Genomic DNA, 17,001 nt, shown 5'->3' on the forward strand with positions numbered 1-17,001 from the left:
TCACTCGGCCACCACCGATTGCGGGCTGCAGTCGCGCACCAGCTTCCACTGGATCGCTTCCAGCAGCGCCTCGAACGAGGCATCGACGATGTTCGCGCTGACCCCAACCGTGGACCAACGCCGCCCCTGCCCGTCTTCGCTGTCGATGATGACGCGGGTCACGGCTTCGGTCCCGCCTTGGGTGATGCGGACCTTGAAGTCCACCAGGTGCATATCGTCCAGAATGGGCGAGTACTGCCCCAAATCCTTGGCCAACGCCTTGGCCAGCGCGTTCACCGGGCCACGGTCGTTGCCGCTCTCGTCCATCGACTCACTGACCGACAACTTCTTCTCACCGTCCACCTTCACCACGACGACCGCCTCGGACAGGCTGACCATCTGGTTGTACTTGTTCTTGCGCCGCTCGACGGTGACCTTGTAGCGCTTGACCTCGAAGAATTGCGGTAGCTGGCCCAGTTCATCGCGGGCCAACAGCTCGAAACTGGCCTGCGCGGTGTCATAGGAATACCCCTCGGCCTCGCGCGCCTTGATCCGTTCCAGGATGCGCCCCAGCGCCGGGTCTCCCGGCTTTACCTGCAACCCGGCCTCGGTCAGGCGTTTGCGCAGGTTCGACTGCCCCGCCTGGTTCGACATCGGAATGATCCGCGCATTGCCAACGGTCGCCGGGTCGACATGTTCATAGGTCGAAGGGTCCTTGAGGATCGCGCTGGCATGCAGCCCCGCCTTGTGCGCAAAGGCCGAGGCGCCGACATAGGCCGCCTGTTTGCTGGGCACCCGGTTCAGGATGTCGTCCAGCATGCGGCTGATGCGGGTCAGACCGGTCAGCGCGTCGCGGCTGACCCCGATCTCGAAGGTCGAGGCATAGGGTTCTTTCAACAGCAGCGTCGGGATCAGCGCGGTCAGGTTTGCGTTGCCGCAGCGCTCACCCAGCCCGTTCAACGTGCCTTGGATCTGGCGCGCGCCGGCATCCACGGCCGCCAGAGAACAGGCCACGGCATTTTCGGTGTCGTTGTGGGTGTGGATGCCCAGCCGGTCGCCAGGAAAACCCGCTGCGATCAGCTCGGACACGATCCGCCCCACTTCGGCCGGCAGCGCGCCGCCATTGGTGTCGCACAACACCACCCAGCGGGCACCGGCCTCGAGCGCCGCCTCGCAGACCTGCATGGCATAGGCGGGGTTGTCCTTGTAGCCGTCAAAGAAATGCTCGGCATCGAACAGCGCCTCGCGCCCCTGCGCGGCGATATGCGCGACCGAGGCGCGGACGTTCTCGACATTCTCCTCCAGCGAGATCCCCAGCGCGTCGGTCACGTGATAGTCATGTGACTTGCCCACCAGACAGACCGCCCGCGTACCGGCGTTCATGACGGCGGCCAGCACGTCGTCATTCTCGGCCGAGCGCCCGGCCCGCTTGGTCATGCCAAAGGCGGTCAGGCGCGCGCGCGTCTTGGGCGCGGCGTCAAAAAACGCGCTGTCGGTGGGGTTCGCGCCGGGCCAGCCGCCTTCGATATAGTCCACCCCCAAAGCATCCAGCGCCTGCGCGATCTGGACCTTTTCGGCGGTCGAGAACTGAACGCCCTGCGTCTGCTGCCCGTCGCGCAGCGTGGTGTCATAGAGGTACAGGCGCTCTTTGGTCATTCCACGCCCTCCAGCCTGCTGGCGTCAAAGCCCGCGCCGGGCACCAGTTCGACCCCGTCCTTGCTCATCCGCACTTCCAGACCAGCCGCCAGATAGGCGGCCTTCAACCGATCCACTTCCGCGAAATCCTTGGTCTGCATCGCCTCGGCCCGAACACGGGCCAGACGGTCGGCATGGGCCGACAGATCCACGCCGTCGGTTTCGGCCCAGGCCCCCATGTCAGGCTCCAACAGGCCCAAGACCCGCGCACTGGCCAGCAAGGTCGCGGCGTCGCCGTCCGAGGCCAGACGGTGCAGCTCGGCCAGGGCGCCCGCCGAGTTGAGGTCATCGGCAAGCGCCTCGATCACCGCGGGCGCCGCGCTGGCTGCGGGTTCGATGCCCGCAGTCAGCGCCCGCCACTTGCGCAACGTGGCCTCGGCTTCGCGCGCCTTCTTCTCGGTCCAGTCCATCGGCTTGCGATAGTGGGTCTGCAGGAAGACGAACCGGATCACCTCGCCCGGCACGCCCTGATCCAGCAGGTCATGCACGGTGAAGAAATTGCCCAGCGACTTGGACATTTTCTTGCCCTCGACCTGCAGCATCTCGTTATGCAGCCAATAGCGCGCGAATTCGCCGTGCGGATGGGCGCATTTGCTCTGGGCGATCTCGTTTTCGTGGTGCGGGAACATCAGGTCATTGCCGCCGCCATGGATGTCGAAACTTTCGCCCAGCAACTCATAGCTCATGGCCGAGCACTCGATATGCCAGCCCGGACGCCCTCGACCCCAGGGCGACTCCCAACCGGGCAGTTCATCGTCCGAGGGCTTCCACAGCACAAAATCCATCGGGTTCTTCTTGTAGGGCGCCACCTCGACCCGCGCGCCTGCGATCATGTCATCGACCGACCGACCCGACAGCTTGCCATACTCGTCGCGCCAGCTGTCCACCGCGAACAGAACATGCCCCTCGGCCTTATAGGCGTGCCCCTTGGCGATCAGGTCCTCGATCATCGCGATCATCTGGTCGATATACCGCGTGGCCCGCGGCATCTGGTCGGGCTCCAGCGTCCCCAGCGCGCCCATGTCATGCAGGTACCACCCGATCGTCTCGTCCGACCGCTCCTGCACCAACTGCTCGAGCGTTCCTTCGGCCCCGGCCTGCTTGCGCGCCAAGGCCGTCGCGTTGATCTTGTCATCGACGTCGGTGAAGTTGCGCACATAGGTCACATGCTCGGGCCCGTAGACGTGACGCAGCAGGCGATACAGCACGTCAAATACCACCACGGGCCGCGCGTTGCCCAGATGCGCCCGGTCATACACGGTGGGTCCGCAGACATACATCCGCACGTTGTCAGGATCGATCGGAACGAAGTCTTCCTTCGTCCGGGTCCGCGTGTTGTGCAGTTTGATCGTCGTCATGCGTCTGACTCCTGGATACAGCAATAGCGTGCGCGTTGACGCGGGCTTAGCAACTTGTCTCAGGGAAGAAAACGAAAGAAACCGGCCCGCGTGAAAGTTCAGCAGGGAATGCAGCAGATAATGATGCAGGTCGTCCGGTTCATGGCCCACCGCATAGCACGCCCGGTCCCGCGCGCCAAGACTTCTGTTGCCAACCGGGGAAGCTGATTGACAAATCACCGCGGCTCTGACCCATTCGGCGGGCTTGCTGCAACGGAGGCGCGCCATGAAACTTTCGCACCGCATCACGCATCTGACCGGAGGAGGTTCGGACGGGTGGGACGTGTTCTATCGTGCGCGCCGCATGATCGCCGAAGGCCAAGCCGTGACCGAGCTGACCATCGGCGAGCATGACATCCGTACCCACCCCTCGATCCTGGCCGAGATGGACCGGTCGGCGCGTGCGGGCCATACCGGATACGCCATGGTGCCGGGCACGGATCTGCTGCGCGATACCGTGGCCGCGCGGGTGCAGACCCGCACGGGTGTTCCCACCACGCGCCACAACGTGCTAATCACCCCGGGCGGACAGGCCGCGCTGTTCGCCGCGCATATGGCTGCGTGCGACCCGGGCGATGTGGGCCTCTATCTTGATCCGTTCTACGCCACCTACCCCGGTACGATCCGCGGAGCGGTCGCTGTCGCGCGCGCGGTTCAGACCCGGGCCGAGGACGCCTTTCAGCCTGACGCAGCCATGATCGCGGAACAGGCCGAGGGTGCCGCTTCGCTGCTGATCAACACGCCAAACAACCCGACCGGGGTCGTCTATTCCCGCGAGACCCTGACCGAGATTGCCGATCTGTGCCGCGAGCGGAACCTCTGGCTGATCTCGGACGAGGTCTATGACACGCAGATCTGGGAAGGCGCGCACCTGTCGCCCCGCGCCCTGCCCGGTATGGCCGACCGCACCCTGGTCGTGGGCTCGATGTCGAAATCCCACGCCATGACCGGATCGCGCTGCGGTTGGATCGTTGGCCCCGAAGAGGCCATCGAACATCTGATCAACCTTGCCACGCACACCACCTACGGGGTTCCGGGATTCATACAGGACGCTGCCAGTTATGCGCTGACCGCGGGGGACGAACTGGAAGAAGAGGTTGCGGCCCCCTTCCGCCGCCGCCGCGCCCTGGCGATGCAGGTTCTGGCCCGACAGAACACGGTGGGCCTGATCCCCGCACAAGGCGCGATGTACCTGATGCTGGACATCCGCGCGACGGGGCAAAGCGGCGAAGACTTCGCCAATGCGCTGCTGGACACCCACGCCATCGCGGTCATGCCCGGCGAAAGCTTCGGCCAAGCCGCCGCAGGGCATGTGCGCGTTGCCATGACCATTGATGATGATCGGTTCGCCGCCGCTCTTCAGACCCTATGCGATTTCGCTGCCCGGCTGGCGGGTCAGACAGCGGCCGAGTGACCGAGACGGGTTTCGTTCAGAACCGGAAGGTCGTGCGCAGATTGAAGGTGTTGGTATCCAGATCGCCGCGCGACCGCGTGACATCGTTGAAATTCTGCCGCAAGGCTTCGCCACTGATAATCAGCCGGTCGCCCAAAGGATAAGCGACGCCGATCCCGTAGACTGCTGCTGTGTCGCTGTCGCCCGAAGTATTCGCCCGCGCGGCACCCACCACGACGTAGCCCAAAGCGGGCCCGAACTCGTACCCACCGCGCAGTTTCACGCGGGACACGCTGTCCAAACTGCCCTCCGAGGCGCCTAGGTCGAGATTCAGTCGATCATACTCCAACTCACCCCCGACGACGAAGCTGCCCAGATCCAGATCGTATCCGATATTCGCGCCGATGCTGCCCGAATTGCCTCCACTGCCGCCGGGGCCGTCCGCGTCGGTATAACCGAAGGTGAACCCGGCATAAGGTCCGGTCCAATCCTCGGCCAACGCCACCTGCGCCGCTGGAATCAGCAGGGCCGACAGCAAGGCGCGGATCAGTTTCATGCAGACCTCCGGTTTTCGTTCAGCACCCTTTGCGATTGCAACAGATGCGGTGATGTGCACCTCAATTACACATGTGCTTTGGTGCCGTCAGATCAATTCAAGTCACGCAAATCTTAACAATAAGTAATGGAAGCATAACATATTTCGCCCTTTGCGTGAGGATTTCCTGCGGCGTTCATCGACGTTCCAAATTTTCGAGGCCAAAAGCGACATCGGTCGCAAACAGGACAGATTGCTTGCTCGGACCCTGACACCATTCGTCGCAGGAGTTGAGGACCACATGCCAAACGATATTTGGAAGATTTGCCTGATCAGCCGCACCATCGGTGCCGATCGGGGGCGTGCGGCACGAGGACGGCCGTGACGGGTTGAAGCTTCCCCCCTTTGACCTGACTTTTAATTTGGAATCCTCACCATGAACGACCAATCCCGCTCAACGTCCCGCAGTGGCGGCCGTGCCGCCCGTCGGGCCGCCCGTGCCGCGGCCCTGCCCGAACATCTGCGCCCCGTCCGCCCGGGGCTTGAGGGCGGCACCTACAAACCGCTCAGCCAACAGGACATGGAGCGTATTCACTCCGCCGCTCTCGATGCGCTCGAAACCATCGGTCTGGCCGACGCACCACCCAGCGGGATCGATTACCTGGTGAATGCCGGCTGTACGCTGGGCGATGACGGGCGTATCCGTTTCCCCCGGGCGCTGGTCGAGGACACGATCGCCCGCGCCAACCGCTCGGTCACGCTGTACAGCCGCGACGGCAAAACCGATCTCGAACTGTCCGGCGGACGTGTTCATTATGGAACCGCCGGGGCAGCCGTCAGCATGGTCGACGCCCAGGCACGCAATTACCGCGACTCGACAGTGCAGGACTTGCACGATGCCGCGCGGATTTGCGAACAACTGGACAATATCCATTTCGTGCAGCGCCCCATGGTCTGCCGCGACATCACCGACAACCGCGAAATGGATCTGAACACGATTTATGCTTGTTGTTCTGGAACTTACAAGCATATCGGAACATCCTTCACAGACCCCAGTTATGTGGCTCCGGCCATGGAAATGCTGCATATGATCGCTGGCGGCGAGGACAAATGGCGTGAGCGGCCCTTCGTTTCGAACTCCAACTGCTTTGTCGTGCCTCCGATGAAATTCGCGACCGAGAGCTGTCAGGTGATGGAAGAATGCATCAAGGCGGGGATGCCGGTCCTGTTGCTATCCGCTGGGATGGCGGGCGCCACCGCCCCGTCAACGGTGGCCGGTGCGATTGTCCAGGCTACGGCGGAATGCTTGGCCGGTCTGGTTTATGTAAACGCCGTAAGCCCAGGCGCTCCGGCGGTTTTTGGCACTTGGCCCTTTGGCCTTGATCTCAGGACCGGTGCGATGAGCGTCGGGTCTGGCGAGCAGGCCCTGTTGACGGCAGGCTGCGCCCAGATGCACAAATTCTATGACCTGCCCGGCGGCGCTGCAGCAGGTGCTTCGGACTCCAAGCTGCCCGACATGCAAGCCGGATGGGAGCAGATGTGTTCCAACGTCATGGCCGGGCTGTCCGGCCTGAACATGGTCTACGAAGCAGCGGGCATGCACGCTTCGCTGCTGGGTTTCTGCTTTGAAAGCCTGATCCTTGGTGACGATCTGATCGGTCAGGCCCTGCGATGCGTTCGTGGGATCGAGGTCACGGACGACACGCTGGCGCTGGACCAGATCGCGTCGGTCTGTCTCGGTGGCCCGGGTCACTACCTGGGAACGGACGCAACACTCAGCCGGATGCAGGCCGACTATGTCTATCCGGCGCTTGGCGACCGGACCTCGCCCAAGGAATGGGCAGAACTGGGCAAGCCGGACCTGGTCGAAAAGGCCACCGCACGCAAAGAAGAGATCCTTGGCGCTCCGTCTCCGGCGCGATTCGATCCGGCGCTGGATGCGGAACTCAGAAGCAAATTCAACATTCATTTGCCTGCATAACCAATTGAAAAGCAGCCCAGATCGCTCTGGGCTGCCTCGTGCTTCAAGCTGTTAACCGTTGCTGGGCGGCAGCAGACCGGATTCTTGCGCGGCTGCAATTTCGGCCTCATCCAAAGCGCCGTCACCATTCGCGTCCAAAAGCGAGAACGCATCGGCATCCATGTCGGGCACAACGGCCTGAACCTCTTCGATGGTCAGAACACCGTCGCCATTTGCGTCAGCCGAGCTCTGCGCGAATGCAAGCGCAGGGAACCCGAGGGCAACTGCGGCCAGAACGGCCAGTTTCTGAGAGTTCATTGTCAGTCTCCTGATAGGGGGTTTGTGGTAGTCTGTCCGGACAGGCACACCAAACACCCGCTCAGCCGCACTGTCATCGGCCGAAGAGATTTTCCCGCAATTCGCGCCAATCCCTGCCCGTTTGGGCCATTTGGATTCGCAAGCTTTCGCTGCGCCAAGCCGTCCGCCAGCGCATCGGCACAACTTCCCTCATCGGTACCCCTGTTCCCGGCAATCCGCCGCTCAGCCTGACCGAGTCGCAAAAAAGAAAGGGGGCCGAAGCCCCCTGTCAGTTTTGCCTTCCAGGCTCAATTCGTTGACCGCCCGGTGTTTTTTTGCCTGCGGCCTGGACTGCACATGGGACGAGCGCACCCGCCCCGTGAGAGAGTGGGAAGGACCGATATTCCGCCCCACCCTGTTCCCGGCCAGCACGGGCATGCCGGCCGAGTGGACCAGGGCGACCTAGGGTAAGTCTCAGGTTTTGCCCTGCTCCGAATTCGTCGGGACCGGAAGTCCGGGGGGAAATCCAGGTCCCTACACCCCGCCTGGCGGGGCGTTTGCCTTAGCTACACCCGCTGGTTGCCCCGCAGGTGTTGCATTTCATGCAGGTGCCGTTGCGCACCAGCGTGTAGTTTCCGCATTCGCCACAAGGGTCACCCTCGTATCCCTGCATTTTGGCTTTTGTCCGGGCATCCATCCCGGTGGCCGTTTCGGTGACGACAGTGGTTTCGCTCTTGGTTTCAAAGGTCACGGCCGCTTCGGACAGCCCGGTCGCTTCGGCAGCACCGTTGAACATCATCAGGTCCTGCGGCAAACGCTTGCGCAAATAACCGGTCGAGCTGATCTGTTTCAGCACCTCCAGGGATTTCGAAGCCGCGCTGTCGCTGATCTCCGAGACGTTCGATACACCCTCTTCCTCGCCACGACCCAGGTCGTCGAATGTTGCACCTTCGGGCTTCACATGCGCCAGGTCGGTGCGATCCAGGTACGACACGGCCAGTTCGCGGAAGATGTAGTCGAGGATCGACGTGGCGTTTTTGATCGAGTCGTTGCCTTGAACCATCCCGGCGGGTTCGAACTTGGTGAAGGTGAAGGCGTCGACAAACTCTTCCAGCGGCACGCCATATTGCAGACCGACCGAGACGGCGATGGCGAAGTTGTTCATCATCGCTCGGAAGCCAGCGCCTTCCTTGTGCATGTCGATGAATATCTCACCCAGTTGCCCATCTTCGAATTCGCCGGTGCGCAGATAGACTTTGTGCCCGCCCACGATCGCCTTTTGGGTATACCCCTTGCGACGGTGCGGCAGCTTTTCGCGGTGACTGCGGATGATCTCTTTGACCACCACCTTTTCGACGACCTTCTCGGCCAGAGTCACTGCCTTTTCCTGGATCGAGCCGCTTTCGAGGATTTCAGCCGCTTCGTCGTCATCCTCGACCAGCGCCGCCGCCAGCGGCTGGCTGAGCTTGGACCCGTCGCGATACAGCGCGTTGGCCTTGACGCCCAGGCTCCAGGACAGCTCGTAGGCCTTCTGGCAATCTTCGATCGTGGCGTCATTGGGCATGTTGATCGTCTTGCTGATCGCGCCCGAGATGAAGCTCTGCGCCGCAGCCATCATGGTGATGTGGCTGTCAACACCCAGGAACCGCTTGCCCTTCTTGCCGCAGGGGTTGGCGCAGTCGAAGATCGAGTAGTGCTCGGGCTTCAGATGCGGGGCCCCTTCCAGGGTCATGGTGCCGCAGACATGGTCGTTGGCCGCGTCGATATCCGACTTGCTGAAGCCCAGATGGCGCAGCATGTCAAAGGTCGGATCGTTCAGCTTGCTGGCCGGTATGCCCAGAACACCGGTGCAGAAATCCTCGCCCAGCGTCCACTGGTTGAAGACGAACCGGATGTCGAACGCGCTTTCCAGCGCGGCATCGATCTTGGCCAGTTCATTCGGGCCGAACCCGTGACCGGTCAGCGAGGTGTGGTTGATCCCCGGCGCGTTGCCCAAGGTGCCGTGACCCACCGCGTAGGACACGATCTCCTCGATCTGGGCCGAGGAATAGCCCAGCTTTTCCAGCGCCGACGGCACCGAGCGGTTGATGATCTTGAAGTAGCCGCCCCCGGCCAGTTTCTTGAACTTCACCAGCGCAAAGTCGGGCTCGATCCCGGTGGTGTCGCAGTCCATCACCAGACCGATCGTGCCGGTCGGCGCAATCACCGTGGCCTGCGCGTTGCGATAGCCGTTCTTCTCGCCCAAGCTCAACGCTTCGTCCCAGGCACTCATGGCCAGATCGACAAGGCGTTTGTCCGGACAGTTGGCGTGATCCAGCGGCACCGGCTTGACCGACAGCTTCTCATAGCCCTCGGTCACACCCTGCGCAGCGCGACGGTGGTTGCGGATGACCCGCAGCATATGCTCGGCGTTGCGCTTGTAGCCGGCGAACGGCCCCAGCTCTCCGGCGATCTCGGCCGAGGTGGCATAGGCAACGCCGGTCATGATCGCGGTCAGTGCGCCACAGATCGCACGACCCTCGTCCGAGTCGTATCCATAGCCCATGTTCATCAGCAAGCCGCCGATGTTGGCATAGCCCAGACCCAGCGTACGGAAGTCGTAAGACAGCTGCGCGATCTCTTTCGACGGGAACTGCGCCATTGTTACCGAGATCTCGAGCGTCAGCGTCCAGAGACGGGCCGCGTGCATGTAGTCGGCCGCCTGGAACTCGCCATCCCTCAGGAAGGTCAACAGGTTCATCGAAGCCAGGTTGCAGGCCGTGTCATCCAGGAACATGTACTCTGAGCACGGGTTCGAACCACGAATCTCGCCGTCTTCAGGGCAAGTGTGCCATTCATTGACCGTGTCGTGGAATTGAATGCCCGGATCGGCGCAGGCCCAGGCCGCGTGGCCGACTTTTTCCCACAGATCGCGTGCCTTGACCGTCCGGGCAACCTTGCCGTCGGTACGGTTGATCAGCTCCCAATCGGCATCTTTCTCTACCGCCTTCAGGAAAGCGTTGGTCACACGGATCGAGTTGTTCGAGTTCTGCCCCGAGACCGAGCTGTAGGCCTCAGAGTCCCAGTCGGTGTCATAGGTCGGGAACTCGATGCTGTCGTGGCCCTGCTTGGCATAATCCAGCACGCGCTTGATATAAGTCTCGGGGATCGCGACCTTTTTCGCTTCGCGGATCGCCGCTTTCAGCGCGTCGTTTTTCTTGGGGTCATAGGCGTCGTCCTGTGCGCCGTCCCAAGCGCGGATGGCCTCGAAAATGCCGTTCAGCATCTTCTCGTGCATCTTCGATCCAGCAACGATCGAGGCCACCTTCTGCTCTTCGATCACCTTCCATTCGATGAATTGCTCGATGTCAGGGTGATCTGCATCGACGATCACCATCTTTGCTGCCCGACGGGTTGTCCCGCCTGATTTGATCGCGCCAGCGGCGCGGTCGCCGATCTTGAGAAAGCCCATGAGGCCCGAGGACTTGCCGCCACCCGACAGCGCTTCGCCTTCTGCACGCAGATGGCTGAAGTTGGTCCCGGTACCCGAGCCGTATTTGAACAGGCGCGCCTCGCGCACCCACAGATCCATGATGCCGCCTTCGTTCACCAGGTCGTCATCGACCGACTGGATGAAGCACGCGTGCGGCTGCGGATGTTCATAGGCCGATTTCGACTTTGTCAGCTTGCCGGTTTTGTAGTCCACATAGTGGTGACCTTGGGCCGGGCCGTCGATCCCATAGGCCCAGTGCAGACCGGTGTTGAACCATTGCGGGCTGTTCGGCGCGGCGCGCTGGGTCGCCAGCATGTAGCGCATCTCGTCGAAATAGGCGCGCGCGTCTTCCTCGGTCGAGAAGTAACCGCCCTTCCAGCCCCAATAGGCCCAGGCACCCGCGAGGCGGTCAAAAACCTGCTTCGAAGACGTTTCGCCACCAAATTCGGCATCGTCGGCCGGAACCGAGCGCCACAGAAACTCGGGCACGTCCTTCTCACGGACTTTTTTCAGTTTGCTGGGAACGCCGGCCTTGCGGAAATACTTCTGAGCGATCACGTCGCTGGCGACCTGGCTCCACCGAGAGGGGACCTCGATGTTATCAAGGCGGAACACGATCGTTCCATCCGGATTGCGGATCTCGGACGTGACGGACACGAAGTCCAACTCTGCGTATGCGTCTTGCCCTGCCTTGGTAAATGTTCTTTCAATCTTCATGTCCGCCGCCCTAGATCAATCAGCCCAAATTCGGTTGTCCGGCACCAATTCCGTTTTGTGGCGGGGTGCCGCCCGCCTTGACCGCCGATCAGGGACGCAGAGGACCGGGCGCTGCCTTTGGCAGCGCAAACCCGTTTGCACGGTCGCACGTCAGTTTGGAGTGCTTTCCGACCCTCGCCCTATGCCAACTCTGGCTATTCCTACCAGATTTAGTGGCAACTCACTCGGCCCATACAATCTGGCGTATCTACCCATAGTTGGTCAACGGCATTTTTTGGCTCCGAACCAAAACTTTTCTGTTGACCGCAAAACCGCAGGATGGGCCAAGGCAGAACGCGCCGATTCCTCCACAACGCTGTCCACAAAACCGTGTAGATCGGTCAAATCGGATTTTCTTTTTTCCCGGCCCGGTTACGAGAAAATGGTCACCTGCCCGCCCGTGCCCCATACTGTGAGGAGAATCACCAATCTTCGTGGCAGCGCAACGCGGCGCATCACGACACACAAATGACGGAGTGCGCCGTGAGAACCTCGATTTTCCGTTTGTTTCCGGTCCTTACCTTGCTGGCCGCTTGTGCGACGCCCGAGCCGGAACAGTCTTCACGCAGTGCTCAGTTCGCCGAATACCCCGATCAGTTATTCAGCACGTTCGAGATCAGCTGCGAAGGTCCGGAGGAACGGTTCACACGGCCCGAGCGCAGCAGTTTCGAGTGCCGTTCCTCTCTGCCTCCGGAAACCACCGCGTTCTTGATCCTCAACTATGACGGTTACCCGCAGGACTTGCCCAAAGGGGTGCGCCGCATGTCTTCGACCCGCAATCAGGCCGGTTACCGGGTAGATGCCGAGTTGTTTTTCCTAGTCCCCCAGAAGGACGGAGCGACGATCAAGGTTCCCGTCGAAAGCTCGGTTCTGGATGATGAGTTGACACGGCTCTACCGTTATTTCGGTGGAACTCCGTTGTAAGGAAAGTGGTCGGGGCGGCGAGATTCGAACTCACGACCCCCTGTACCCAAAACAGGTGCGCTACCAGACTGCGCCACGCCCCGGACCGTGCGCCTTCCTAACGGCGTCATTCGGATTTGAAAAGCCCTAACAGGGCCAGATTGCATAGCCTTGCGAAAAAATTTCGTGGCGCATGACCGTACCTGGTGCGATCGAGTAACGGGCGGCCAGTCCCGCATTGACCTCAAGGACTGCAAAGACCGAATCGCCGCCCTCGATTGGGGTCAAATCCCCCGGCACGGCGTCGGAATGAACATGGGTCACCACTCCAGTGCGATCCAGAAAGATCATGTCCAGCGGGATCAAGGTGTTCTTCATCCAGAATGCGACCGGCTGGGGCGGATCGAACACGAACAGCATCCCTTCGCCCTGTGGCATGCTTTCGCGGAACATTAAACCCTTTGCCCGCTCCTGCGGAGAAACGGCCAATTCGACCAGAAACCGGACCTGTGCCTTGTCATTGCGAAGGTCGACCCGGTCAGACCGGCATTCAGCAAAGGCGCCTTGTGACAGAAAAATACTCAAAAGAAGACCGGCCAGAATCCGCATCACGCGCAGCGCTCAGTCATTGAGCGCGGATTCCCACGCAAGCACTTGTGCGGCCATGCGCCCCCGCTTGCCGTCGATGACCCGCATCGCCAGCGCCTCGCCCGGCTGGAGATCCGCCAACCCGGACCGGCGCAGAACTTCGATATGCAGAAACACGTCCTCGCTGCGGCCGAAGACATTGGCAAAGCCGAAACCCTTGCTCTTGTCGAACCACTTGACGCGCGCGGCCTCTAGCGGCGCATGCGCGATCTCATTGGGATCCATTTCGGCGAAATCCGCCAGCATCACCGAGTCGGCGCGCTCGGGCGGATCGATGCTCACGACCTCAACCGCTTGAACCCCACGATCCGTGCGGTGAGTCATGATCTCAATGCCCGCGCCATCCGCGACCGAACTTTGCCCGAAGTTCCTCAGAACGTTCACGTGCAGCAGGATATCAGGACCGCCATCGTCGGACACGACAAAGCCATACCCCTTTGCGGGGTCAAACCATTTTACGTGTCCACGAACGCGGTACATGCTGTTCAGGTCTTCTGGCACGGTGTTCCCATCACGAGATTCAAAGGGTCGTTAGGGGTCTGATGTGTATGGAAACGTCGGGCAAATTCAAGCTGAAAAAATTCAGACATTTCCGTGTGTTGCATTTCACGATACGCGAACGTCATGGATTCAACCTCTGTACGTTCCACTTTTGCTCGGACGGGTCGCGCCGCCAGCGGAACCTGTCGTGCAGCCGAAAGGCACCATCCGCCCAAAACTCGATTTCAACCGGCATCAGCCTGTAGCCACCCCAGAATTCGGGCCTCGGCGGGTTGGATCCCAGCTTTGCCGTCACCTTTGCAACTTCGGCCATCAAAGCAGCCCGGCTGCTCAGAGGTTCCGACTGTCGCGATGCCCAGGCACCCAGCCGGCTTTTCAGCGAGCGTGACGCATAATATTCGTCGGCCAAGGGACCGTCTTCTTTGGTGATTGTACCACGAACCCGGATCTGACGCCGCAGTGATTTCCAGTGCATCACAAAGGCGGCTTTGCCGGCCGCATCCAGCTCTTGGGCCTTGGCACTGTGATAGTTGGTATAGAAAACGAAGGAGTCCGCCTCGATATCCTTCAGCAACACCATCCGTGCGTTCGGCATACCATCGGGGTCCACGGTCGCCAGGGCAATCGCGTTCGGATCGTTCGGTTCCGTCTTTTCGGCCTCGGCCAACCAACGGGCCGCGATCACGAACGGATCGTCACCGGCAAAGATGCCGTTTCGCTCACTCATGTCCATCCCCTGGAACGAATTGAACATGACCCTACGGCGAGAACCCGCCCCGGGCAAGAGTGCATGGCCTTGATGCAGCGCAATCAATGGCATAAACCAACGCAACACATCGCGACGACAGGCGGAGAACCGAACATGTCAAATCAGTTGATGGCCGGCAAGCGCGGCCTCATCATGGGACTGGCCAATGACAAATCAATCGCATGGGGAATCGCCCGCGCCTTGTCCGAAGCCGGAGCCGAACTGGCTTTCTCTTATCAGGGGGATGCACTGAAAAAACGGGTCGACCCGTTGGCGGCCCAACTGGGGAGCGAGATCGTCCTGCCCTGTGACGTCAGCAACGAACAGTCGATCGACGAGTTGTTCGCGGCACTGAAAGAGAAATGGGGCAAGCTGGATTTCGTGGTCCACGCCATTGGTTTCTCCGACAAGAACGAACTTCGCGGCCGCTATGTCGACACGTCGCGCGCGAATTTCAAGCTGACGATGGATGTGTCAGTCTATTCCTTCACGGCGGTGATGCAACGCGCCGAGAAGCTGATGACCGACGGCGGCAGCGCCATCACCCTGACCTATTACGGCGCCGAGCAGGTCATGCCGCACTACAATGTCATGGGTGTGGCCAAGGCCGCGCTCGAGGCGTCGGTGAAATACCTGGCCGAGGACCTGGGCAAGGACAACATCCGCGTCAACGCGATCTCGGCCGGACCGATCAAAACCCTCGCCGCCAGCGGCATCGGCGACTTCCGCTACATCATGAAGTGGAACGAATACAACTCGCCCCTGCGCCGCAACGTGACCATCGATGACGTGGGCAAATCGGCCCTTTATCTTCTGTCCGACCTCAGCAGCGGCGTGACCGGTGAAAACCTGCACGTTGACTCGGGTTATCACATCGTAGGCATGAAAGCCGTCGACGCGCCGGATGTGGAAAAGGGATAAGACCATGAGCGCAAAGGACCGCCTGCCCCACGAAAAAGGCTTTCACATCAGCTGGGACCAGATTCACCGTGACTCGCGCGCGTTGGCCTGGCGGCTGGACGGTCAGGGTCCCGATGACGGTGCTTGGCGCGCCGTGGTGGCGATCACGCGCGGCGGCATGGCACCCGCGATGATCGTCAGCCGAGAGCTGGACATCCGCACCGTCGATACGATCAGCGTCAAATCCTATCACCATCAGGAACGTGGCGAGGCAGAGGTTCTCAAGGCCCCCGATGCCGATCTGATGGGGGATGGTGAGGGCGTGCTGATCATCGACGACCTGGTCGACAGCGGCAAGACGCTGGAACTGGTGCGCAAGATGTACCCCAAGGCCCATTTCGCCACGGTCTATGCCAAGCCCAAGGGCCGCCCAATGGTTGACACCTATATCACCGAGGTCAGCCAGGACACCTGGATCTTCTTCCCTTGGGATATGGCCCTGCAATACGTTGAGCCCTATCGCGGCACTGACTGATCCCACTTATCCACCAGAAATCAGCAAGACCGGACACCCGATGACATTGACCCGCACCGCCGCCACCTTCGCCCCTCCGGTGATGGAGGCGCGGCGTTGGCTCGAAGGGGTCACGTTCTCGGAAGACCGCCCGCTGATCAATGTCAGCCAGGCGGCGCCGGTCGATCCGCCGCCTTTGGCGCTGCGGCAGGCGATGGCTGATTTTGCGATCAATCAGGACGCCGCGCATCTCTACGGCCCGGTATTGGGCAACCCCGATCTGCGCACGGAGCTCGCGCGTGAGATCGGCGATCACTACGCTGCCGAGGTTCGGCCGGAGCAGACAGCCATCACCTCGGGCTGCAATCAGGCCTTTGCCTCGGTCATCTCGGCGATCACCGATCAGGGGGATGAGGTCATCCTGCCAACGCCTTGGTATTTCAACCATAAAATGTGGTTGGACATGGCCGGTGTGCGGGCGGTTGATCTGCCGACCGGGTCGGACCTGCTGCCCGATCCGGAACAGGCGTGCGCGCTGATCACCGAGCGCACACGCGCGATCGCGCTGGTCACGCCCAACAACCCGGGTGGCGTCGAATACCCGGCGGATCTGGTCCGCGCCTTCTATGACCTGGCGCAACAGCATGGCCTGCGCCTGCTGGTCGATGAAACCTATCGTGATTTCGACAGCCGCAGCGGCCCGCCGCACGCGCTGTTCCAGCAGCCCGACTGGGATCGGACGCTGGTGCATCTCTATTCCTTCTCGAAGGCCTACCGCCTGACCGGTCACCGCGTGGGCGCGATCGCCACAGGTGCGCCGCTGCTGGCCGAGGTTGAGAAATTCCTCGACACCGTCGCCATCTGCCCGGGCCAGATGGGCCAGTTCGCGGCGCTGTGGGGGATGCAGAACCTGTCTCAATGGCTGGCGGGCGAACGCGCCGAGATTCTGGATCGCCGCGCCGCAATCACCGAGAGCATGCCCCGCCTGACCGACAAGGGCTGGCGGCTGCTGGGTCTGGGGGCCTATTTCGCCTATCTCGAACACCCGTTCGACATGCCGTCGGACGAATTGGCGCGCAGATTGGTCGCCGAGGCCGGTATTCTGCTGCTGCCGGGCACGATGTTCATGCCCGATTACGACCCCGCCGGGAAACGCCAGGTGCGCATTGCTTTTGCCAATCTGGACCGTGCCGGAATCGGGCTATTGTTCGACCGCTTGCAGGCTCTGTCCTTCTGAGCTTGCCCCCCGGCATCCCGCGTCGTATTCAGGGCCGCAACAGTCACGGCAGAACCCTGCCGCAAG

Annotated in this window: 14 protein-coding genes and 1 tRNA gene; 6 read left to right on the top strand and 9 right to left on the bottom strand. The window is 61.4% G+C overall.

The window, feature by feature from the left end:
* Together cimA and cysS are read right to left on the bottom strand one after the other, a co-directional pair.
* The gene (gene cimA / locus ACR0JC_RS03070) at positions 1-1,635 is read right to left on the bottom strand and encodes a citramalate synthase (RefSeq protein WP_170339004.1); all 1,635 of its coding nucleotides are present in this window, start codon (positions 1,633-1,635) and stop codon (positions 1-3) included.
* Entirely contained in the window at positions 1,632-3,032 is a 1,401-nt protein-coding gene (gene cysS, locus ACR0JC_RS03075) for a cysteine--tRNA ligase (protein ID WP_170339002.1), read from the bottom strand. The genes cimA and cysS overlap by 4 nt, the downstream gene beginning before the upstream one ends.
* A 265-nt stretch (positions 3,033-3,297) precedes the next feature.
* On the opposite strand from cysS, the gene ACR0JC_RS03080 reads away from it, so the two are divergent.
* On the top strand, positions 3,298-4,485 hold the full coding sequence (locus tag ACR0JC_RS03080) for a pyridoxal phosphate-dependent aminotransferase (protein WP_170339000.1): 1,188 nt from the start codon (positions 3,298-3,300) through the stop codon (positions 4,483-4,485).
* Between the two features lie 16 nt (positions 4,486-4,501).
* On the opposite strand, the gene ACR0JC_RS03085 is transcribed toward ACR0JC_RS03080, so the two are convergent.
* A complete protein-coding gene (locus ACR0JC_RS03085; protein ID WP_170338997.1) occupies positions 4,502-5,020 on the bottom strand; it encodes an outer membrane protein in 519 nt (172 codons plus the stop codon).
* A gap of 415 nt (positions 5,021-5,435) precedes the next feature.
* On the opposite strand from ACR0JC_RS03085, the gene ACR0JC_RS03090 reads away from it, so the two are divergent.
* A complete protein-coding gene (locus tag ACR0JC_RS03090; RefSeq protein WP_170338995.1) occupies positions 5,436-6,980 on the top strand; it encodes a trimethylamine methyltransferase family protein in 1,545 nt (514 codons plus the stop codon).
* A 51-nt stretch (positions 6,981-7,031) separates the two neighbouring features.
* On the opposite strand, the gene ACR0JC_RS03095 is transcribed toward ACR0JC_RS03090, so the two are convergent.
* Complete coding sequence (locus ACR0JC_RS03095) at positions 7,032-7,277, bottom strand: EF-hand domain-containing protein (protein WP_170338993.1); 246 nt, start codon at positions 7,275-7,277, stop codon at positions 7,032-7,034.
* 541 nt (positions 7,278-7,818) lie between these two features.
* On the bottom strand, positions 7,819-11,445 hold the full coding sequence (locus ACR0JC_RS03100) for a vitamin B12-dependent ribonucleotide reductase (protein WP_170338991.1): 3,627 nt from the start codon (positions 11,443-11,445) through the stop codon (positions 7,819-7,821).
* A 522-nt stretch (positions 11,446-11,967) separates the two neighbouring features.
* On the opposite strand from ACR0JC_RS03100, the gene ACR0JC_RS03105 reads away from it, so the two are divergent.
* Positions 11,968-12,408, top strand: coding sequence for a hypothetical protein (locus ACR0JC_RS03105; RefSeq protein ID WP_367646430.1), 441 nt, complete (start codon positions 11,968-11,970; stop codon positions 12,406-12,408).
* Positions 12,409-12,414: 6 nt separating this feature from the next.
* Here ACR0JC_RS03105 and ACR0JC_RS03110 read toward each other — a convergent pair.
* From ACR0JC_RS03110 to pdxH, 4 genes are all read right to left on the bottom strand, one after another.
* A tRNA-Pro gene (locus ACR0JC_RS03110) sits at positions 12,415-12,491 on the bottom strand.
* A 43-nt stretch (positions 12,492-12,534) separates the two neighbouring features.
* Positions 12,535-12,996, bottom strand: a complete 462-nt coding sequence (locus ACR0JC_RS03115; protein ID WP_170340046.1) for a DUF192 domain-containing protein — start codon at positions 12,994-12,996, stop codon at positions 12,535-12,537.
* Positions 12,997-13,008: 12 nt separating this feature from the next.
* Entirely contained in the window at positions 13,009-13,536 is a 528-nt protein-coding gene (locus tag ACR0JC_RS03120) for a cold-shock protein (protein ID WP_093962172.1), read from the bottom strand.
* A 121-nt stretch (positions 13,537-13,657) separates the two neighbouring features.
* Entirely contained in the window at positions 13,658-14,263 is a 606-nt protein-coding gene (gene pdxH / locus ACR0JC_RS03125) for a pyridoxamine 5'-phosphate oxidase (protein WP_170338987.1), read from the bottom strand.
* Positions 14,264-14,398: 135 nt separating this feature from the next.
* On the opposite strand from pdxH, the gene fabI reads away from it, so the two are divergent.
* Genes fabI through ACR0JC_RS03140 form a run of 3 tightly spaced genes read left to right on the top strand, consistent with a single transcriptional unit; the run spans position 14,399 to position 16,935 of the window.
* A complete protein-coding gene (fabI, locus tag ACR0JC_RS03130) occupies positions 14,399-15,205 on the top strand; it encodes an enoyl-ACP reductase FabI (protein ID WP_170338985.1) in 807 nt (268 codons plus the stop codon).
* Positions 15,206-15,209: 4 nt separating this feature from the next.
* Positions 15,210-15,719, top strand: coding sequence for a xanthine phosphoribosyltransferase (gene gpt / locus ACR0JC_RS03135; RefSeq protein WP_093962173.1), 510 nt, complete (start codon positions 15,210-15,212; stop codon positions 15,717-15,719).
* Positions 15,720-15,759: 40 nt separating this feature from the next.
* Positions 15,760-16,935: an aminotransferase gene (locus tag ACR0JC_RS03140; protein ID WP_170338983.1), complete on the top strand. Its 1,176-nt coding sequence runs from the start codon at positions 15,760-15,762 to the stop codon at positions 16,933-16,935.
* Positions 16,936-17,001 lie beyond the last annotated feature (66 nt).

The sequence above is a fragment of the Ruegeria sp. CH5 genome (genome assembly GCF_056537025.1).

Excerpts from the sequence above, each read along its gene's own strand:
- cimA (WP_170339004.1), bottom strand. The coding sequence starts at position 1,635 with ATGACCAAAGAGCGCCTGTACCTCTATGACACCACGCTGCGCGACGGG.
- cysS (WP_170339002.1), bottom strand. The coding sequence starts at position 3,032 with ATGACGACGATCAAACTGCACAACACGCGGACCCGGACGAAGGAAGAC.
- ACR0JC_RS03080 (WP_170339000.1), top strand. The coding sequence starts at position 3,298 with ATGAAACTTTCGCACCGCATCACGCATCTGACCGGAGGAGGTTCGGAC.
- ACR0JC_RS03085 (WP_170338997.1), bottom strand. The coding sequence starts at position 5,020 with ATGAAACTGATCCGCGCCTTGCTGTCGGCCCTGCTGATTCCAGCGGCG.
- ACR0JC_RS03090 (WP_170338995.1), top strand. The coding sequence starts at position 5,436 with ATGAACGACCAATCCCGCTCAACGTCCCGCAGTGGCGGCCGTGCCGCC.
- ACR0JC_RS03095 (WP_170338993.1), bottom strand. The coding sequence starts at position 7,277 with ATGAACTCTCAGAAACTGGCCGTTCTGGCCGCAGTTGCCCTCGGGTTC.
- ACR0JC_RS03100 (WP_170338991.1), bottom strand. The coding sequence starts at position 11,445 with ATGAAGATTGAAAGAACATTTACCAAGGCAGGGCAAGACGCATACGCA.
- ACR0JC_RS03115 (WP_170340046.1), bottom strand. The coding sequence starts at position 12,996 with ATGCGGATTCTGGCCGGTCTTCTTTTGAGTATTTTTCTGTCACAAGGC.
- pdxH (WP_170338987.1), bottom strand. The coding sequence starts at position 14,263 with ATGAGTGAGCGAAACGGCATCTTTGCCGGTGACGATCCGTTCGTGATC.
- fabI (WP_170338985.1), top strand. The coding sequence starts at position 14,399 with ATGTCAAATCAGTTGATGGCCGGCAAGCGCGGCCTCATCATGGGACTG.
- gpt (WP_093962173.1), top strand. The coding sequence starts at position 15,210 with ATGAGCGCAAAGGACCGCCTGCCCCACGAAAAAGGCTTTCACATCAGC.
- ACR0JC_RS03140 (WP_170338983.1), top strand. The coding sequence starts at position 15,760 with ATGACATTGACCCGCACCGCCGCCACCTTCGCCCCTCCGGTGATGGAG.